Below are 16,151 nucleotides of genomic sequence, written 5' to 3'. Positions count from 1 at the left end.
CGTCAGTAGCGGTTGGAGAAGTTCGCGCTGATGCGCTGCTTCAGGTATTCGCCCGCCGTGATCGGCGGGTGCGTGCCGGCCGGGCCCGCGATCACCGCATCCTCGTTGGCCTGGCAGAAAAACGCCAGGCTGTAGCGCGCTCCCTGGTACTCGTGCGGCAGCGGATTGCGCACCCGGTGGAAGTTGCTGGGCAGCACGTCGTCGCTCCAGCGCATGAGCATGTCGCCGATGTTGCAGGTGATCACGCCCTCCGCGGGCTCCACCGGCGTCCAGCGGCGGCCCTCCATCTCCTTGCCCGGCAGCACCTGCAGCCCGCCCTGCCCCGGCTTCTGGAACAGCAGCGTCAGGCAGTCGAAGTCGGTGTGAGCGCCCGCGCGCCACAGGCCCAGTTCATCCTTCAGCGCCGGATCCACCGCGAAGTAATGCAGCATGCGCAGCGTGCTCTGGTAGGCGGGCACGGACGGATCGTGCGCGCGGGTGAAGAACGCGTCGTCGAACCCCAGCTTCCACGCGAAGCACGAGAGCAGGCGCATGCCCACCTCCCAGCACTGGCGCTCGAACGCCAGCGTGGCCGCGCGAAAGCCCGGCAGTTCCTCGTCCGTGGGCCAGAGGCCTTCCATGCGCGGGCGCGTGACCTGGTAGGACTCCTTCTGGTCCGGCGTGCGCGTGGAGGGGCGGATCTGCGCCTTGTGCTCCCAGCCCGCGTTGCGCGCGAGCGGCCACTGCGCCTTGGTCTCGCGCGGCAGCGCGAAGAAGGCCTCGGCCCGCCCGAAGGCCGCGCAGACGTCCTCGATGGGAATGCCGTGGTGGGACACCTGGAAGAAGCCGATATCGACCGACGCGCTCCAGAGCTGCTCGGCGATCTCTTCCTTGCGGCGGTCGAAATCCGAGATGTCGATGCAGCGCACCTCGCGCTCGCGCGTTTCTTCGCCCAGCCCGCCCATGCGGGCCTCGCGGGAGAGTTCCTCCTGGACGCCGGAGTGGTCGGCCGTGCCGGGAATGGTGGCAGAAGTCATGGTGGTTTCCTTGTCGTTGCAGCATGCAGGGGCCGTGGAAGCACGCCCATGGTCACCCTCCATGGCGCACGCGGCGCAGGCCCTTGAAGTGGGAAAGGCTCCGGCCCCGTGCCGGGCACGGTGCCGGTTCCGGCTTCAAGAGCAATGACCCGCCGGCCGCCCCCGGCAAACGGGGTGGCGGCCCTGCTGAACGCTTCTACTCTCGCCAGAGCCGGATGCAATCCGCGGGCCAGGCAAAACCGCCGTCCCCCGCACTGCCGCGGTGACCGCGCGCACCAGAACGAGGAATGCAGGAACGGCGGTGCACTGCCGGCGCGCCCATGGCGCACCAACGCAGCACCAACGCCGCCCGCCCCGGCTTTCGCGTGCCGTGCCGGCGGCGTCACGATGGGCATGCTTCATGCATTGACGCCGGCGAGTAGAAGCGTTCAGCACGGCGGGGCCCACCCCGCCGTCGCCCGGAAATTGCTCGATCCGCACCGGTGCGCGCCCGGCGGTGCGCCGTGCCCTTGCGCGCGGCGCACGCCGAGCGGCGCACTGGCCATCACGCAATGACCAACAAGGCACGGCCATGCAACGACGCCAGTTTCTCTCACGCTCCCTCGCCACCACCGCCGCGCTGGGGGCCCCGTTCGCGCCCTTCGTCCATGCGCAGGGCACGCTCGTTCCGCTGAAGTTCACGCTCGACTTCCGCGTCACCAGCCAGACATCGCCCTTCTTCCTCGCGCTCGCCAAGGGCTACTACAGGGAAGAGGGACTGGACGTGAGCATCGACGTGGGCTCGGGCTCCGTGGCGTCCATCACGCGCGTGGTCAGCGGCGCCTACGACCTGGGCCTGGGAGATCTCAGCTCCCTGGTCGAGTTCCAGGCCCAGAACCCCGGCACGCCGGTGCAGGCCATCTACCAGTACTACCAGCGCGCCCCCTTCGTCATCATCGGCCGCAAGGACCGCGGCATCACCACCGATTTCATGTCGCTCAAGGGCAAGCGCGTGGCAGCGGCAGCGGTGGAATCCACCCGCCGCTGCTGGCCCATGGTGGCGCGCGCGCTCAAGACCGGCCCCGACCTCTTCGAGTGGGTGACGACCGACTTCAGCGCCCGCGACAACGTGATGGTGCGCGGCGACGTCGATGCCGCCACCTATTTCCACGACTCCGCCGTGTCGCTGTTCGCGCGCATGCCGCCCAGGGACCTCGCCGTGCTCGAATACGGCAAGGCCGGGCTGCACCTGTACGGCAACGCCCTGCTGGCGGGCCGGCTGCTGCAGGAAAAGCCCGGGGCGGCGCGCGGCTTCCTGCGCGCCAGCCAGCGGGCGCTGCGCGAAACCCTCGCCAACCCCGATGCGGCGCTGGCGGCCATCAAGGCGCGCGAACCCATCCTCAACATGGATGTGGAACGCGAGCGCTGGTCCATCACCCGGCAGTACCTGGCGCCGCCGGACCTGCAGGCCCAGGCCCTGGGCAGCGTGCAGCCCGACGTGCTCGAGCGCCAGATCGACGAAGTGGCCACCGTGTTCCAGCTGGCCGCGAAGCCCGCGCCCGAGCGGGTGTTCAACAACGGCTTCCTGCCCGCAGGCCCGAAAGGCGCCGCATGAGCGCCATGCCCCTGCCCGAGGAAATGCCGCTGGACGAACGCGACGGCCGCTACCTGCGGCAGGCCATCGCCCTGGCGGACAAGGCCCGCGCGCGCGGCAACCGGCCGTTCGGCGCGGTGATCGTCGGCGACGACGGCACGGTGCTCGCGGAGGCCTGGAACGCCAACGGAGAAACCGGCGACTGCACGGCGCACGCCGAAACCTCCGCCATCCGCGTGGCGAGCCCGCAGCATCCGCGCGAGGTCCTGGCCCGCGCCACGCTGTATTCGTCGGGCGAGCCCTGCGTGATGTGCGCGGGTGCCATCTTCTGGGCCAACATCGGCCGCGTGGTCTATGGCATCGACGCGGTGCGCCTGCGCGGCTTCCGCGGCGAGCGGCAGGAGCAGCGCGACGCGGAACTCTCCTGCCGCGACGTCTTCGACGCCTCGCCGCACCCGATCGACTGCATCGGCCCGGCGCTGGTCGCCGAAGCCTCCGCATCGCACGAGGGCGCCTGGAAGGCGTGACGCCCGGGCACGCCGCTATCATGCGGCGCTCGCTCCACCCACCCCACGCAACGACCGCAAGGCAACCCCGACCGATGACCTGGCACGCCCGCCTGCAACTGGACTACCGGCGGGAAGGCCCGCGCACCGTGGCCCGCTTCCTCCACGACGGTCCGCTGCGCATCCTGCAGAGCCTCTACCCCGAAGGCGACGGCATCTGCCACAACGTGCTCGTGCATCCGCCGGGCGGACTGGTGGGCGGGGACACGCTGGACATCGCGGCCACGGTGGCGCCGGGGGCCCACGGCCTCGTCACCACGCCGGGCGCCACGCGCTTCTATCGCTCCACCGGCGCTCCCGCGCTGCAGCGCACGCAGGCCACGCTGGCCGCCGGCGCGCGCCTCGAATGGCTGCCGCTGGAGGCGCTGTGCCACAGCGCCTGCCAGGCCGAGAACCGGCTCGCCCTCTCGCTCGCGCCGGGCGCCGAATGCATCGCCTGGGACGTGACGGCGCTGGGCCTGCCGCACTCGGGCCAGCCCTTCGCCGAAGGGCGCTTCACCCAGCACATCGAAGTGCCCGGCATCTGGCTGGAACGCGGCACCATCGACGCCGCCGACACGCTGCTGATGGACGGCCACCTCGGCCTGGCCGGGCACCGCTGCCTGGCCTCGGTGTTTTTCGTGGCCGGCGAGGCGCTGCCGCGGGAGCGCCGGGAGTCGGCCCTGGACGCGGCCCGCGCCGTGATCGATGCCCATGCACTGCGGGACACCGCGGGCGCGACCAGCCCGCACCCGCAGGTGGTGGTGGTGCGCGTGCTGGCGCCCGTGGTGGAGCCGGCCATGGAACTGCTGCGGCAGGCCTGGGGCGCCTGGCGCACGCACCTGTGGGGCCTGCCGGCCCGGCTGCCGCGCATCTGGGCGATGTAGCCCGCCGCGCCGGCTGCGGTCAGCGCGTGCGTTTGCGCGCAGGCCGGGAGGCCGCGGCAGGCACCGGGGGCGCTGCATGCGCCGTGCGCCCCAGCTGGCTCGCCAGCATGGCGGCCACGGTGCGCGCCACGGCCTTCGGGTCCAGCGCCTCGTCGAACAGCATCTCCACGGCGGCATAGATCATCTCCACCACGACGCGGCTGGCCAGGCGCAGCTCACCGCGGTCCGTCCCGGGCAGCACCTGCGCGAGCAGCTCCGTCTGCGCCTGCGTCACCTCGGCGTGGGAGGCGAGCCGCACCTGCTGCAGCGCAGGCACGGCGCGCATGGCGCGCATGATCCACACCCCGGCGGGGGTGCTGCGCGTGACCTCGTAGGTGTCCAGCAACAGCCCTTCCAGCGCGCTCGCCAGGGCCTGCTCACCGTGCGAGAACACCTCCGCGCCGATCCAGCGCCCCACGCATTCGTTCTGGCGCTGCATCAGGCGCTGGCCCAGCTCGGACAGCAGCGCGTACTTGTTGGGGAAGTAGCGGTAGAGGGCCGGGGGCGTCAGGCCCGCCCGCTCGCACACCAGGTTGGTGGACAGCCGCTCGATGCCCACATCGTCGAGGGTCTGCGCGGCGGCTTCGAGGATGCGCTCGAACGTGTCGGCCGCGCGCTGCTGCGCGGGCTGCACCTTGGTGGCCAGGTCGGGCTGGGGCCGGCGGGGCCGGGAAGCGGCGGTTTTGGTCATGTCGGTTCGGGATTCTCCCAGGGTATGGTGGATGGCATTCCGGGCCCATTGACTATACGATAGCAATCACTATTTTCCGGACACTCCCATGACCTGCATCCAGCAAGAGATCCGCCCCGTCGCCCTGCTGTCGGCCCTGGGCGTCGGATCGCTCGCGCTGCTGACCCTGGGACTGCAGCCGATCCTGCTCGGGGAACTGCTGGAGGCCGGTCGCCTCGGCCTCGACGGCCTGGGCGCAGTCGCCATGGCGGAAATCATCGCCCTGGCACTGGGCGTGCTGCTCGGCGACCAGGTGCTGCCCCTCCGGTTCCTCCCCCTGGCGACGGCCGGCGCCGCACTAACCGCCGCGGCGCTGGACTGGGGCACGCTGCACGCCAGCGGCGTACTGGGCTTCGCCCTGGTGCGCGGGGCGGCGGGCCTGGCCGAAGGCATCCTGGTCTGGGGCACCACGGCCGTGATCGTGCGCAGCGCCCAGCCCGACCGGATCGCGGGCGCCTTCTTCGTCACCCAGACGGTGGCCCAGGCGCTCGCCGGCCTGCTGCTGGCGCACGTGGTCATCCCGGCCCACGGCTGGCAGGGCGCATTCACCCTGCTGGCCGCGCTGCTGGCCGTGCCGGCGGTGCTGGCGCCCGCGCTGCCCCGTTCGCTGCAGCCCCTGCCGGCGGCGGACAACGGCGGCTTCGCCTGGACGCCCGCGCGCGCGATGCCGCTGCTCGCGGCCTTCCTGCAACTGTCCACGCTGGGCGCGCTCTGGGCCTATGTGGAGCCCCTGGGCAGGGACGCGGGTCTCTCGGCCACGGCCGTACAGACGCTGATCGCTGCCTGCCTGGGCATCCAGGTCGTCGGCGGCAGCTGCGGGTCGGCCCTCGTGCGCAGCGTGGGCGCAACGGCGGTGTTGCTGCCCGCCTCCGTGCTGCTGGGGGCCGTGGCCCTGTCGGTACCGGCCACGGCCGGCGGCGGCACCACGGCCTTCGTCCTGCTGTGCGGCCTGTTCGCCTTCCTGTGGCTGTTCATCACGCCGTTCCAGATGCGCCTGGCCCTCGATGCGGACCCCAGCGGCCGCGTGGCCTCGCTGGTGCCTGCCGCCCAGCTGCTCGGCATCGCGTGCGGCCCGCTGGCCGCATCGTTCTTCGTCGAAGGCGAGCAGGCGCGGACCGTTCCGCTCGTCAGCGCCGCGTTCGGCGCGGCCGCGGTGCTCGTGCTCGCACTGGGATCCGCAGCCCGCCGCCGCGCGCTGGCCCGCTGACGCGGCGAAGGCCGCGGTGCGCCCCCACCGCCCTGCCGCCCCCCGGGGCGCGCCGCTAACGGCACAGCGCCCGGCCCGATCCATCGCCACCTCCGGCCCGGGGCATGTCTGCCGGCATGGGCCGCGCCGACGGTCTTCGCCCACGCCGCGCCCCGCCGCACTCCACTCCCCACGTGAGGCCTGTCCTTCCACGGTTTTTCCATGCCGGGATAGGGTTTTTACGGATGCCACACCGTTGTCATAAAAATAGTCATAGCTATAAAATAGTCATCACTATCAAACAACATGGAACCCTCCATGACGCCACGCACGCGCTTCCTCCTCGCCGCCGGCCTGCTGTCGGCATTCCTGTCGCCGGCCCGGGCGGCTCCAGACGACGCCAAGGGGCTGTGGATGACCGCGGAGAAGGACGCGGTGCTGGAGTTCAAGCCCTGCGCCGACGCACCCTCCGCGCTCTGCGGGCAGGTCGTCTGGGACAAGGACGCCGGCCAGCCCCGAGACACCTGCGGCGCGCAGATCGCGCGCCTGGAGCGCTACGACAACGACGCCTGGCGCGACGGCTGGGTGTACGACCCGCGCGACAGCCGCAAATACAAGGGCGCGCTGCGCGTGAAGTCGGGCGAGCTGCAGGTGCGGGCGTTCGTGGGCACCGAACTGCTCGGCCAGACCGAGCGGCTGCAGCGCGTGGCCGAGATCCCCGCGGCGCCGGCCTGCCGGCACTGACACGGCCCGCCCATGCCGTCTCCCGTCCACGCCCTGCCCCGCCCCGCTCCAGAAAGGCCCTCCATGCACTCCACCCTGCTCCCCATCGCCGCCCTCGGTGCCGTCGGCGCCCTGTATGGCGGCGCCGCTGGCGCCGCCCCGGCCGACGAGACCGCCAGCTATGTCGTCGAGACCGAGGTGAAGCTCGTCAGCGACCAGCGCACGCGCGGCATTTCTGATTCGGTCATGCGCCCCGGCGCGCAGCTGAGCGTGCAGGTCGCCCATGAAAGCGGCCTGGTCGCTCAGGCGCAGTTCTCCACCGTCAGCAGCAAGGCCTATACGGGCAGCGACGGCTACAACCTGCTGCTGGGCGCGGGATGGCGCTTCGGCGATCCGGATGGCTGGCATTTCGGCGCCGGGCTCGCCACCGAGTTCTTCCCCGGCGCAAGCTTCAGCGCGCCGCATGCGATCGACCCCGGCGCCGGGGCGCCGACGGACTTCCGCACGACCCGCTACGACACCTCGTACGCGGTGCTGGAGATCGGCTGGGGCGCGCTAGAAGGGCGCATCCTGAACGTGATCTCCAAGACCTACCGCGGCGCCGATACCGGTGGCGTCTGCGGCCAGATCCTGTCGGTTTCGTCCGATCCGACGCGCGCGCTGGAATGCTATGCCCGCGGCGAGCAGAACTCGCGCGGCAGCTGGCTGTTCGACCTGGACTACCGCATCGCGCTGGATGCACAGACCACGCTGAAACTGCACGCGGGCACGCAGAAGATCCGCCACTTCAAGGAGGTGGACTTCTCCGATTACTCGGTGGGCATCCTGCACCGCCGCTGGGGCTTCGACTGGAGCGCCGAATACGTCATGCCGCACACCCGCGTGCGCGAGATGTTCCAGGTGGTGGACGGCGACCGGCTGCGCGCGGCCGACGGCAACCGCCTCGTGCTCGCCGTCTCGCGCAAGTTCTGAAGATGGTCATGCCCCTCGCCCAAAGGCTGGTCCTGGCCATCGATCTCGGCACCTCCGGCTGCAAGTGCGCGCTCGTGTCGCTGGACGGTGCCGTGCATGCCTGGTCCTTCCGCCCCGTGGCCCTGCACGTGCAGGGCATGCAGGCCGAGCAGGATCCGGAACACTGGTGGCAGGCCCTGCTCGATGCCGCCGCCGAACTGCTGCAGGCCGATGCGGCGCGGCGCCGGCAGGTGGTCGCCGTCTGCTGCTCCACCCAGACCGAGGTCACCGTGTGCGTGGACCGCGCCGGCCGGCCCCTCGGTCGGGCGATCAGCTGGCTCGATGCCCGCGGGGCCGCCGCCATCGCCCGGCGCACCCGGGGCCGCTTCGCCAACATCGCGGGCTACGCGCCGCTGAAGCTGTGGCGCTGGCTGCGCCTGACGGGCGGGGCACCCTCCGGCACCGGCCGCGACATCGCCGGCCACATCGCCTACGTGCGCGACGAGCGCCCCGACCTCTACGAGCGCACCGACAAATTCCTCAATGCGCTGGACTACCTCAACATGCGCCTGTGCGGCCGCGTGTGCGCCACGCAGGACTCCATCCTCACGGCCTGGGTGACCGACAACCGCGATCCCCACCGCGTCCGCTACGACGCGGGCCTGCTGAAGCGGCTGGGCATCGAGGCGTGCCAGTTGCCCGAGATCGTGCAGTCCACCGACGTGCTGGGCCCGCTGCGGCCCGAGGTCGCGCGGGCCCTGGGCCTGGACCCGCATACCGTGGTGGTGGCCGGAGCGGTGGACAACTCCGCCGTCGCCGTGGGCGCGGCCGTGGACGACCACGCCACGCACCTCTACCTGGGCACCTCGTCCTGGCTCGGCGCGCACGTGCCGGCCATGAAGACCGACGTGTTCCGCAAGATCGCCGCCGTGCCCTGCGCGGTGGGCGGCCGCTACCTGGCCATGGCGCTGCAATCCACCGCCGGGGCGAACCTCTCGTTCCTGCGCGACCGCATCCTCTACCACCCCGACGAACTCGCCAGCGACGAGGAGCACCCCGAGGTGTACGAAGTGCTCAACCGCATCGCCGCCCGGGTACCGCCCGGCGCGCGCGGCCTGATCTACACCCCCTGGCTCTTCGGCGAGCGCACGCCGGTGGACGACCCACGGCTGCGCGCAGGGCTCGTCAACCTCTCCCTGGAGCACTCGCGCGAAGACATCTTCCGTGCCTTCCTGGAGGGGGTGGCGCTGAACACGCGCTGGATGATGGAGCCCTTCGCCAGGCTGCTCGGCCGCGATCCCGGCACCGTCACCGCGGTGGGCGGCGGCGCGCAGAGCGAGGTCTGGTGCCAGATCATGGCGGACGTCACGGGCCAGCCGATACGGCAGCCCGACAACCCCATCCAGGCCAACGCGATCGGCGCGGCCTTCATCGCTGGCGTGGGCACCGGCGAGCTGGAGTTCTCCGGGCTGCACCGGCTGCGCCGCACGCGCCGCGTCTACGAGCCCAACGCCGCGCTGCAGCGCCTGTATGCGGACAAGTTCGAGGCCTTCAAGGAAGTGCGCACCCGCCTGGCACCCCTCTACCGCCGGCTGAACGCGCCGGCCACCACCACCGATGCCGCCGCGGCACCGGCCCCCGCCTCCCCCACGGCCGTTCCGGAATCGCCATGAAGCACTTCGCCCAGAAACAGCACGTCGTGGACCTCTGCCTCACCCTGTCGCGCCTCGGCTATTTCGCCGGCACGGGCGGCAACATCATGCTGCGCCTCGATGCCGGGCACGTGGCCGTCACGCCCTCGGCCATCGACTACCACGCGATGCGGCCTGCCGACGTCTGCGTGCTGCGCCTGTCGGACCTGCAGCAGGTCGATGGCGACCGTGCCCCATCGGTGGAGGCTGGCCTGCACGCCGGCCTGCTGCGCGCGCGGCCGGATGCCGGCTGCAGCATCCACACGCACCAGCCCATCGCCAGTGCCCTGGCCCTGCTGGGCCGCGCCGTGCCCGTGCCGCCGCGCTGGCAGGCCAAGCTGGGCCCCTTCCTGCCCATGGTGGGCTACGCCCCTTCCGGCACCGGCCTGCTCGCAGCCAAATTCGCCCATACGGTGCGGCCCGGCACACATGCCTACCTGATGCGCAACCACGGCATCCTGTGCTGCGGCCGGGACAGCCAGGCCGCCCTGCAGGCGGTGGACGACCTGGAAGCCCTGGCTCGCGCACTGCTGGCCGACCGGATCGCAGAACGCGCCGCCACGGCCACCGCCATCGCCGACACCGCCGGCAGCGATGCGCTGTGGCGCGTCCACGACGCGCTCCGGCAGCACGCCGGGCCCCACCCGCCTCGCGCAACCCACTAGCCCCTGCAGACCGCCCCACCCCGGGAAGGCCCGCCCCAGCCCTTTTCTTTCGCCGCCAACGCCATGAGACACCCCGCCCCCCCTCCCTCCGCCCCTGCCGCCACCGGCCCCGCCACGGTGCCTTCCGCCATCTCCGCCTGGCCCGGCACCGCCGCGCTCTATGACCGCTTCGCCGAGCTGGTCCGCCAGCCCATGCGCCCCGTGCGGCGCGATGCCATGCCCAAGGTGCTGCGCTGGTTCGACGAGAAATGCGCGGGATCGAAGCGCCTGGCCGAACAGGCCAGGGCCGTCATCCCCGGCGGCATCCAGCACAACCTGGCATTCAACCACCCCTTCCCCCTGGCCATCGCGCAGGCCGAAGGCGCCTACCTGACCGACGTGGACGGCAACCGCTACATCGATTTCCTGCAGGCCGGCGGCCCCACGCTGCTGGGCAGCAACCATCCGGCCGTGCGCCAGAAAATGCACGAGCTGCTGGACGGCTGCGGGCCGGTCACCGGCCTGCTGCACGAATACGAAGTCAAGCTCGCCGAGCTGGTGTGCCGCCACATGCCCGGCGTGGAGATGCTGCGCCTGCTGGGCTCCGGCACCGAGGCCGTGATGGGCGCGGTAAGGCTGGCGCGGACCTTCACCCGCAAGCACCGGATCATCAAGATCGGCGGCGCCTACCATGGCTGGAGCGACCAGCTCGTCTACGGCATGCGCCTGCCAAACACCGGCCGCATGGAGGCCACGGGCATCCCGCGCGGCGCCACCGGCCCCACGCAGGAATGCCCGCCGAACGACCTCGACGCCCTGCGGCGCAAGCTGCAGCTCAACCGCCTGCGCGGCGGAACGGCGGCGGTCCTGCTCGAACCCCTGGGCCCCGAAAGCGGCACGCGGCCCGTCTTCGCGGACTACAACCGCCAGGTGCGCGCGCTGTGCGACGAGTTCGGCGCGCTGCTGATCTTCGACGAGGTCGTCACGGGCTTCCGCGTCGGCATGGGCGGCGCACAGGCCTATTTCGGCGTCGTGCCGGACATCACCGTGCTCGGCAAGTGCCTCACCGGCGGCTACCCCATGGCCGGCGCCATCGGCGGGCGGCGCGACATCATGATGTCGCTGGTGGGCGGCATCGGCACCACCTCGCGCCGGGCCTTCGTGGGCGGCACGCTCTCGGCCAACCCGCTGTCGTGCGCCGCGGGCTACCACGCCCTCGTCGAGGCCGAGCGCACCCAGGCCGCCGTGGCCGCGGGCCGGGCCGGCGACCGCCTGCGCGCCGGGCTGGAAGACATCATCCGCCGCCGCGGCCTGCCCTACGTGGCCTACAACATGGGCTCCATCGTCCACCTGCAGACCTCGGGCGTGCTGCTGCTGGACACGGGCAGCCTGTGGAAGCTCATCCGGGTGCGCAACGAGGCGAAGGAACGCAAGCACATGATGGAAGAGATCGGCGCGGCCTACACCGCGCACGGCCTGGTCACGCTGGCGGGCAGCCGCATCTACACCAGCCTGGCCGATACGGACGGCGTCATCGACGACGCCCTCAACCGCTTCGACGACGTGTTCGCGCTGGTGTGAGGAAGACTGCCATGGACGCAACCCTCGAGCAACTCTGGCACACGCTGCGCGACCGCCTGGAGGCCCGTCAGCTGCTGGGCGGCCGCCGGCCGGCGCTGTCGCTGCGCATTCCCGGCACCGGCGACATGTGGTTCGGCCGCGCGGCAGACGTCGCGCCGCGCCGCCTGCCCCTGCTCGGCCTGGACGAACCGGGCGCCCTGGGACCTGCCGATGCGCGCGCGCCGCTGCATGCGGGCGTGTACGCGCTGCGTCCCGATGTCTGCGCCGTGGCCTCCGGTGGCGGCCCGTTCGGGCTCTGCCTGGAAGGCTTCGGCGGCGCCATGCCCGGCGTGTTCGACGAACAGGTGCGCCACCTCGGCCACATGCCACCGCCCCAGCCCACGGCGGCTGGCGGGCGGCTGCAATCCGCCCTCGGCCGGGGCGGCAACGTGCTGCTGGTGGAGGGCGACCCGCTGGCGCTGGGCATGACCGGCGCGCGGCTGGCGCTCAATGCCGAGCTGTTCGAGAAATGCGCCAAGGCCTACGTGCTCGCCACGGCCAGCGGCGGCGCGGTGCGGCCCCTGCCCTGGATCGTGCGGCACGTGGCGAACCGCCGGCTCATGAAGGACGAGCAAAGTGCCCGGCAGCGCGTGCGGCACGGCCTGCTGCCCGAGGAAAGCAAGGGCTACTGAACATGCTGCTGCCTCCCGCACGCGATAACGCACCCCCGGATGCCTCCGAGGCCGCCGTGCGCGCCCTCTTCGATGCGCAGGCCGCCACGGCCCTGGCGCTGCGCCACTCCGATGCCGCCCGGCGCCGCGGCATGCTGCGCCGCCTGCACCGTGCCGTGCAGATGCGCCGCGAACGCTGGTATGCCGCCTTCCGCGCCGATCTCGGCAAGCCTGCGGTGGAGGTGGAGCTGACCGAACTGCTGCCGGTGCTCGGCGAAGCCGGCCACGCCATCCGCCACCTGCAGCGCTGGATGCGGCCGCGCCGCGTCGGCCCCACGCTCGCCACCATCGGCACCCGGGCGCAAGTGCAATGCCAGCCGCGCGGGCGCTGCCTCATCATCGGCCCGTGGAACTACCCCCTGAACACGGTGCTGGGCCCGCTGGTCTCGGCCGTGGCGGCCGGCAACACGGCCATCGTCAAGCCCTCGGAATTCACGCCGCACGTGAATGCCCTCGTCGCCGAGGTCATCGCGGAAGTGTTCGATTCCGCCGAAGTGGCCGTGGTCGAGGGCGGCGTGGCCACCGCCACGCACCTGCTGGCCCTGCCCTTCGACCACATCTTCTTCACCGGCTCACCCGCCGTGGGCCAGGTGGTGATGGCCGCGGCGTCGCGCCACCTCGCCTCCGTCACCCTGGAGCTGGGCGGCAAGTCGCCCGCGATCGTGGATGCGAGCGCCGACCTGCCCGCCGCCGCGCGCATGCTGGCCTGGGGCAAGCTCGCCAACGCCGGCCAGACCTGCGTCGCACCCGACCACGTGCTCGTGCACCGCAGCGTTGCGGCCCGCTTCGCCGAATGCTGGCGCGAGGCGGTCGCGCGGCACTACGGGCGCGGTGCGGACACGGTGGCCGCCAGCCCCGACCTCGGGCGCATGGTGAGCGTGCGCCATGCCGCGCGCGTGGCGGAACTGCTGGACGATGCGCTCGCGCGCGGCGCCGTGGCGCTGGACGGCGGAACGCACGACGCGGCCGCGCGCTACGTCGCGCCCACCCTGCTGGCCGAGGTGCCGGAAGACGCCCGCATCGAAGCCGAGGAAATCTTCGGGCCGGTCATGCCGCTGCGCACCTTCGACACGCTGGACGAAGCCATCGCGCGCGCCAACGCCGCGCCCAAGCCCCTGGCCCTCTACATCTTCAGCCGCGACCGGGAGGCCATCGCCCGGGTGGCGGCGCGCACCAGCTCCGGCAGCCTGGGCGTGAACCTGTGCGTGCAGCAATACGCCCATGCCGGCCTGCCCTTCGGCGGCGTGAACCGCTCCGGGCTGGGCAGCGCCCATGGCTGGCACGGCTTCCGCGCCTTCTCGCATGAGCGTGCCTGCCTGGCCGACGGCCCGCTCAACGGGCTGCGGCTGCTGTTCCCGCCCTACACGCGCGCCCGGCTGGCGCTCGCGCGCCTGCTGGTCGGCCTCGCGGGCCGGCACTGAGCGCCCGCGGGACGCCGCTCAGAACGCGCCGGGGTAGGCGCCGCCGTCCGCCAGCACGTTCTGCCCGGTCACATAGGCTGCCTGCACGCTGCAGAGGAAGGCGCAGATCGCGCCGAATTCCTCCGGCGTGCCGTAGCGGCCGGCCGGAATGGCCGCCTGCTGGGCCCGGCGCACATCGTCCCCGCTCTTGCCCGACTTCTTCACGGCCGCCTGGATCGTGGCCGCCAGCCGGTCGGTGTCGAACTTGCCGGGCAGCAGGTTGTTGATGGTCACGCCCTTCGCGGCGATCCCGCTGCGCGCGGCACCCGCCACGAACCCCGTGAGGCCGCTGCGCGCGCCGTTGGACAGGCCCAGGATGTCGATCGGCGCCTTCACCGCGCTCGACGTGATGTTCACGATGCGGCCGAAGCCGCGCGCCGCCATGCCGTCCACCGTCGCGCGGATCAGCTCGATCGGCGTGAGCATGTTGGCATCCACCGCGCGGATCCAGGCCTCGCGGTCCCACTCGCGGAAATCGCCGGGCGGCGGGCCGCCCGCGTTCGTCACCACGATGTCGAAATCGCGCCCCGGCCCGCCGGGCGCGGCGAACGCCGCCTCGCGCCCTCCGGGCGTGGTGATGTCGGCGGCCACGGCCACCACCTGCGGCGGGGGTCCCTTCTGCCCCGCGGCCGCCGTGATCTCCGCACCCGCGGAAGCCAGCCGCGCGGCCGCCAGGCGCAGGTCCTCGGGGTTGCGCGCATTGATGACCACGTTCACGCCCTCGCGCACCAGCGCCTCGGCGCAGCCGTAGCCCAGGCCCTTGCTCGCGCCGCAGACCAGTGCCCATTTGCCCGTGATACCCAGATCCATAGTGCTTGTCCTTTCGTTCCGCGCCGTGCCGCACGGTGCGGCAACGCAGTGGTGGTTGGTGGCGCGCCCGGCGCCGGAACCGCGATGGTACGGAAGCACGGCATCCGCGTGGGGTGCCGGGGAATAGCGGATGGCGCCTGCCCTTCAGGCCCGCATTCGCGTGAACACGAAGATGCCCGCCATCACCAGCACCGTGCCGGCCGCCACCCAGAGCGTGAACGGCTCGCCCAGCAGCCACACGCCCATCAGGATCGTGGACAGCGGCCCGATCATGCCGGCCTGCGCCGCCGCGCCCGCGCCGATGCGCTCGATCGCCATCATCACCAGCAGCACCGGCACGGCCGTGCACAGCACCGCATTGCATACCGACAGCCACAGCACCTCGGGCGCCACCACGGCCGCCGAGAGCGGGCGCAGCGCCGCGAACTGCGCGATGCAGCACACGCACGCCACCGTGGTGGCCAGCCCCACCAGCCGCAGCGAGCCGACGCGCCGCACCATCTCGCCGCTGTACACCAGATAGACCGCATAGCTCACGGCCGAGAGGAAGACCAGCAGCACGCCCCAGGCCACGTCCTTGCCCTGCAGGCTCGCTTCGTGGCCGAACACCAGCACCACGCCGCAATAGCTGATCGCCATGCCCAGCACCTGCCCGCGGCGGATGCCACGCCCGTACAGCAGCCAGCCCAGCACCACCACCAGCGTGGGGTTGAGGTACAGGATGAGCCGCTCCAGGCTCGCCGTGATGTAGGCCAGCCCGGCGAAATCGAGAAAGCTCGCGAGGTAGTACCCCGTGACGCCCAGGCCCACGATGCCCGCCCAGTCGCGGCGCGACAGCGGCGGCTTGCCCCGGCTCGCCCACCACGCCATCACCGCGAAGATCGGCAGCGCGAACAGCATGCGGTACATCAGCAGCGTGACCGCATCCACCCCATAGCGGTAGGCGAGCTTGACGATGATGGCCTTGCCGCTGAAGGCAATGGCGCCCACGAGGGCGAGGACGAGGCCGGTGGCGGCTTTTGCGGGGGGAGGAGAGGCAGCAGCGGTATCGGAGGGCACGGGACGGGCGCGCGGGCGCGAAGGCGGGGAAAGCAGCAGTGTGGCATGCACCGCGGCGCGCGGCCCGCGGCTTTGCGCAAGGCTGGCAGTGTGGGACGCGATGGGCCGGGAAGCCTCGTTGGCATGGTTGGCACAGAGCAGTCAAGCGGTGACGGCATGCGTTTCGGCGAGTGGAACTGTTACGTCTCGCCACCTATCTCTACCGGGAACCTCTCAAAACCCGGCCACTCCCTTGTTCACCGACAAGACCTGAGCCGTCCTCCTCACCATGATCTCTCCTCGCAGCGCCTTGAAGTTCGATCTGTTTGCCGAGGCGTCGCGCCAGCATAAGAGAGATGAAGTGGGCGATCCGTTGCAGGTAATCGCGCGGCACATCGACTTCGCCGAGCTGGCGCGGCTGGTGGATGCACTCATCGAGCGCGGCGATGGCCGCAAGGGTGGTCGGCCGGCCTATCCCGTCGAGGTGATGGTGCGCATCCTGGTCTTGAAGCGCCTGTACAACCTGTCGGACGAGCAGATGGAATACCAGTTGCTGGACAGGGCGAG

Annotated in this window: 16 protein-coding genes; 12 read left to right on the top strand and 4 right to left on the bottom strand. The window is 71.7% G+C overall.

All coding sequences use genetic code 11. The features are described from left to right. Positions 1-2: 2 nt before the first annotated feature. On the bottom strand, positions 3-1,016 hold the full coding sequence (locus BLR05_RS21280) for an isopenicillin N synthase family dioxygenase (protein WP_092838682.1): 1,014 nt from the start codon (positions 1,014-1,016) through the stop codon (positions 3-5). 571 nt (positions 1,017-1,587) lie between these two features. Between BLR05_RS21280 and BLR05_RS21275 the strand changes: the two genes are divergently transcribed. From BLR05_RS21275 to BLR05_RS21265, 3 genes are all read left to right on the top strand, one after another. Continuing rightward, positions 1,588-2,610, top strand: coding sequence for an ABC transporter substrate-binding protein (locus BLR05_RS21275; protein WP_092838574.1), 1,023 nt, complete (start codon positions 1,588-1,590; stop codon positions 2,608-2,610). Beyond that, positions 2,607-3,116, top strand: coding sequence for a nucleoside deaminase (locus BLR05_RS21270; RefSeq protein ID WP_092838572.1), 510 nt, complete (start codon positions 2,607-2,609; stop codon positions 3,114-3,116). The genes BLR05_RS21275 and BLR05_RS21270 overlap by 4 nt, the downstream gene beginning before the upstream one ends. Positions 3,117-3,190: 74 nt before the next feature. Next, positions 3,191-4,021 (top strand): urease accessory protein UreD, encoded by an 831-nt coding sequence (locus tag BLR05_RS21265; protein ID WP_092838570.1) that lies wholly within the window; start codon positions 3,191-3,193, stop codon positions 4,019-4,021. Positions 4,022-4,040: 19 nt separating this feature from the next. Here BLR05_RS21265 and BLR05_RS21260 read toward each other — a convergent pair whose 3' ends face one another. Further along, positions 4,041-4,751 (bottom strand): TetR/AcrR family transcriptional regulator, encoded by a 711-nt coding sequence (locus BLR05_RS21260; protein WP_092838567.1) that lies wholly within the window; start codon positions 4,749-4,751, stop codon positions 4,041-4,043. A gap of 88 nt (positions 4,752-4,839) precedes the next feature. On the opposite strand from BLR05_RS21260, the gene BLR05_RS21255 reads away from it, so the two are divergent. From BLR05_RS21255 to BLR05_RS21225, 8 genes are all read left to right on the top strand, one after another. Beyond that, the gene (locus tag BLR05_RS21255; RefSeq protein ID WP_092838564.1) at positions 4,840-5,997 is read left to right on the top strand and encodes an MFS transporter; all 1,158 of its coding nucleotides are present in this window, start codon (positions 4,840-4,842) and stop codon (positions 5,995-5,997) included. A gap of 297 nt (positions 5,998-6,294) precedes the next feature. Further along, a complete protein-coding gene (locus BLR05_RS21250) occupies positions 6,295-6,720 on the top strand; it encodes a DUF2147 domain-containing protein (protein ID WP_092838561.1) in 426 nt (141 codons plus the stop codon). Positions 6,721-6,783: 63 nt separating this feature from the next. Continuing rightward, positions 6,784-7,671 (top strand): TorF family putative porin, encoded by an 888-nt coding sequence (locus BLR05_RS21245; RefSeq protein WP_092838558.1) that lies wholly within the window; start codon positions 6,784-6,786, stop codon positions 7,669-7,671. An 8-nt stretch (positions 7,672-7,679) separates the two neighbouring features. Beyond that, positions 7,680-9,323 carry a xylulokinase gene (locus BLR05_RS21240; protein ID WP_208606042.1) on the top strand — a complete coding sequence of 548 codons (1,644 nt, stop codon included), beginning with the start codon at positions 7,680-7,682 and terminating at the stop codon, positions 9,321-9,323. Next, the gene (locus BLR05_RS26830; protein WP_107204709.1) at positions 9,320-10,006 is read left to right on the top strand and encodes a class II aldolase/adducin family protein; all 687 of its coding nucleotides are present in this window, start codon (positions 9,320-9,322) and stop codon (positions 10,004-10,006) included. Before BLR05_RS21240 ends, BLR05_RS26830 begins: the two co-directional genes overlap by 4 nt. A gap of 63 nt (positions 10,007-10,069) precedes the next feature. Beyond that, positions 10,070-11,566 (top strand): aspartate aminotransferase family protein, encoded by a 1,497-nt coding sequence (locus BLR05_RS21235; protein ID WP_208606041.1) that lies wholly within the window; start codon positions 10,070-10,072, stop codon positions 11,564-11,566. 11 nt (positions 11,567-11,577) lie between these two features. After that, a complete protein-coding gene (locus tag BLR05_RS21230; protein ID WP_092838552.1) occupies positions 11,578-12,237 on the top strand; it encodes a hypothetical protein in 660 nt (219 codons plus the stop codon). Positions 12,238-12,239: 2 nt separating this feature from the next. Beyond that, positions 12,240-13,697 carry an aldehyde dehydrogenase family protein gene (locus BLR05_RS21225; protein ID WP_092838550.1) on the top strand — a complete coding sequence of 486 codons (1,458 nt, stop codon included), beginning with the start codon at positions 12,240-12,242 and terminating at the stop codon, positions 13,695-13,697. An 18-nt stretch (positions 13,698-13,715) separates the two neighbouring features. Here BLR05_RS21225 and BLR05_RS21220 read toward each other — a convergent pair whose 3' ends face one another. Further along, a complete protein-coding gene (locus BLR05_RS21220) occupies positions 13,716-14,546 on the bottom strand; it encodes an SDR family oxidoreductase (RefSeq protein WP_092838547.1) in 831 nt (276 codons plus the stop codon). 144 nt (positions 14,547-14,690) lie between these two features. Next, the gene (locus BLR05_RS21215; RefSeq protein WP_092838680.1) at positions 14,691-15,605 is read right to left on the bottom strand and encodes a DMT family transporter; all 915 of its coding nucleotides are present in this window, start codon (positions 15,603-15,605) and stop codon (positions 14,691-14,693) included. 271 nt (positions 15,606-15,876) lie between these two features. Between BLR05_RS21215 and BLR05_RS26825 the strand changes: the two genes are divergently transcribed. Continuing rightward, the coding region (locus BLR05_RS26825; protein ID WP_244160119.1) for a transposase at positions 15,877-16,151 on the top strand (275 nt) is incomplete at its 3' end.

Origin of the sequence: Paracidovorax cattleyae, from assembly GCF_900104515.1 — a bacterium.
Taxonomy (GTDB): Bacteria; Pseudomonadota; Gammaproteobacteria; order Burkholderiales; family Burkholderiaceae_C; genus Paracidovorax; species Paracidovorax cattleyae.
The sequence above is the reverse complement of the archived record's forward strand: the minus strand, read 5'-3'. Positions and strand labels throughout refer to the sequence as shown.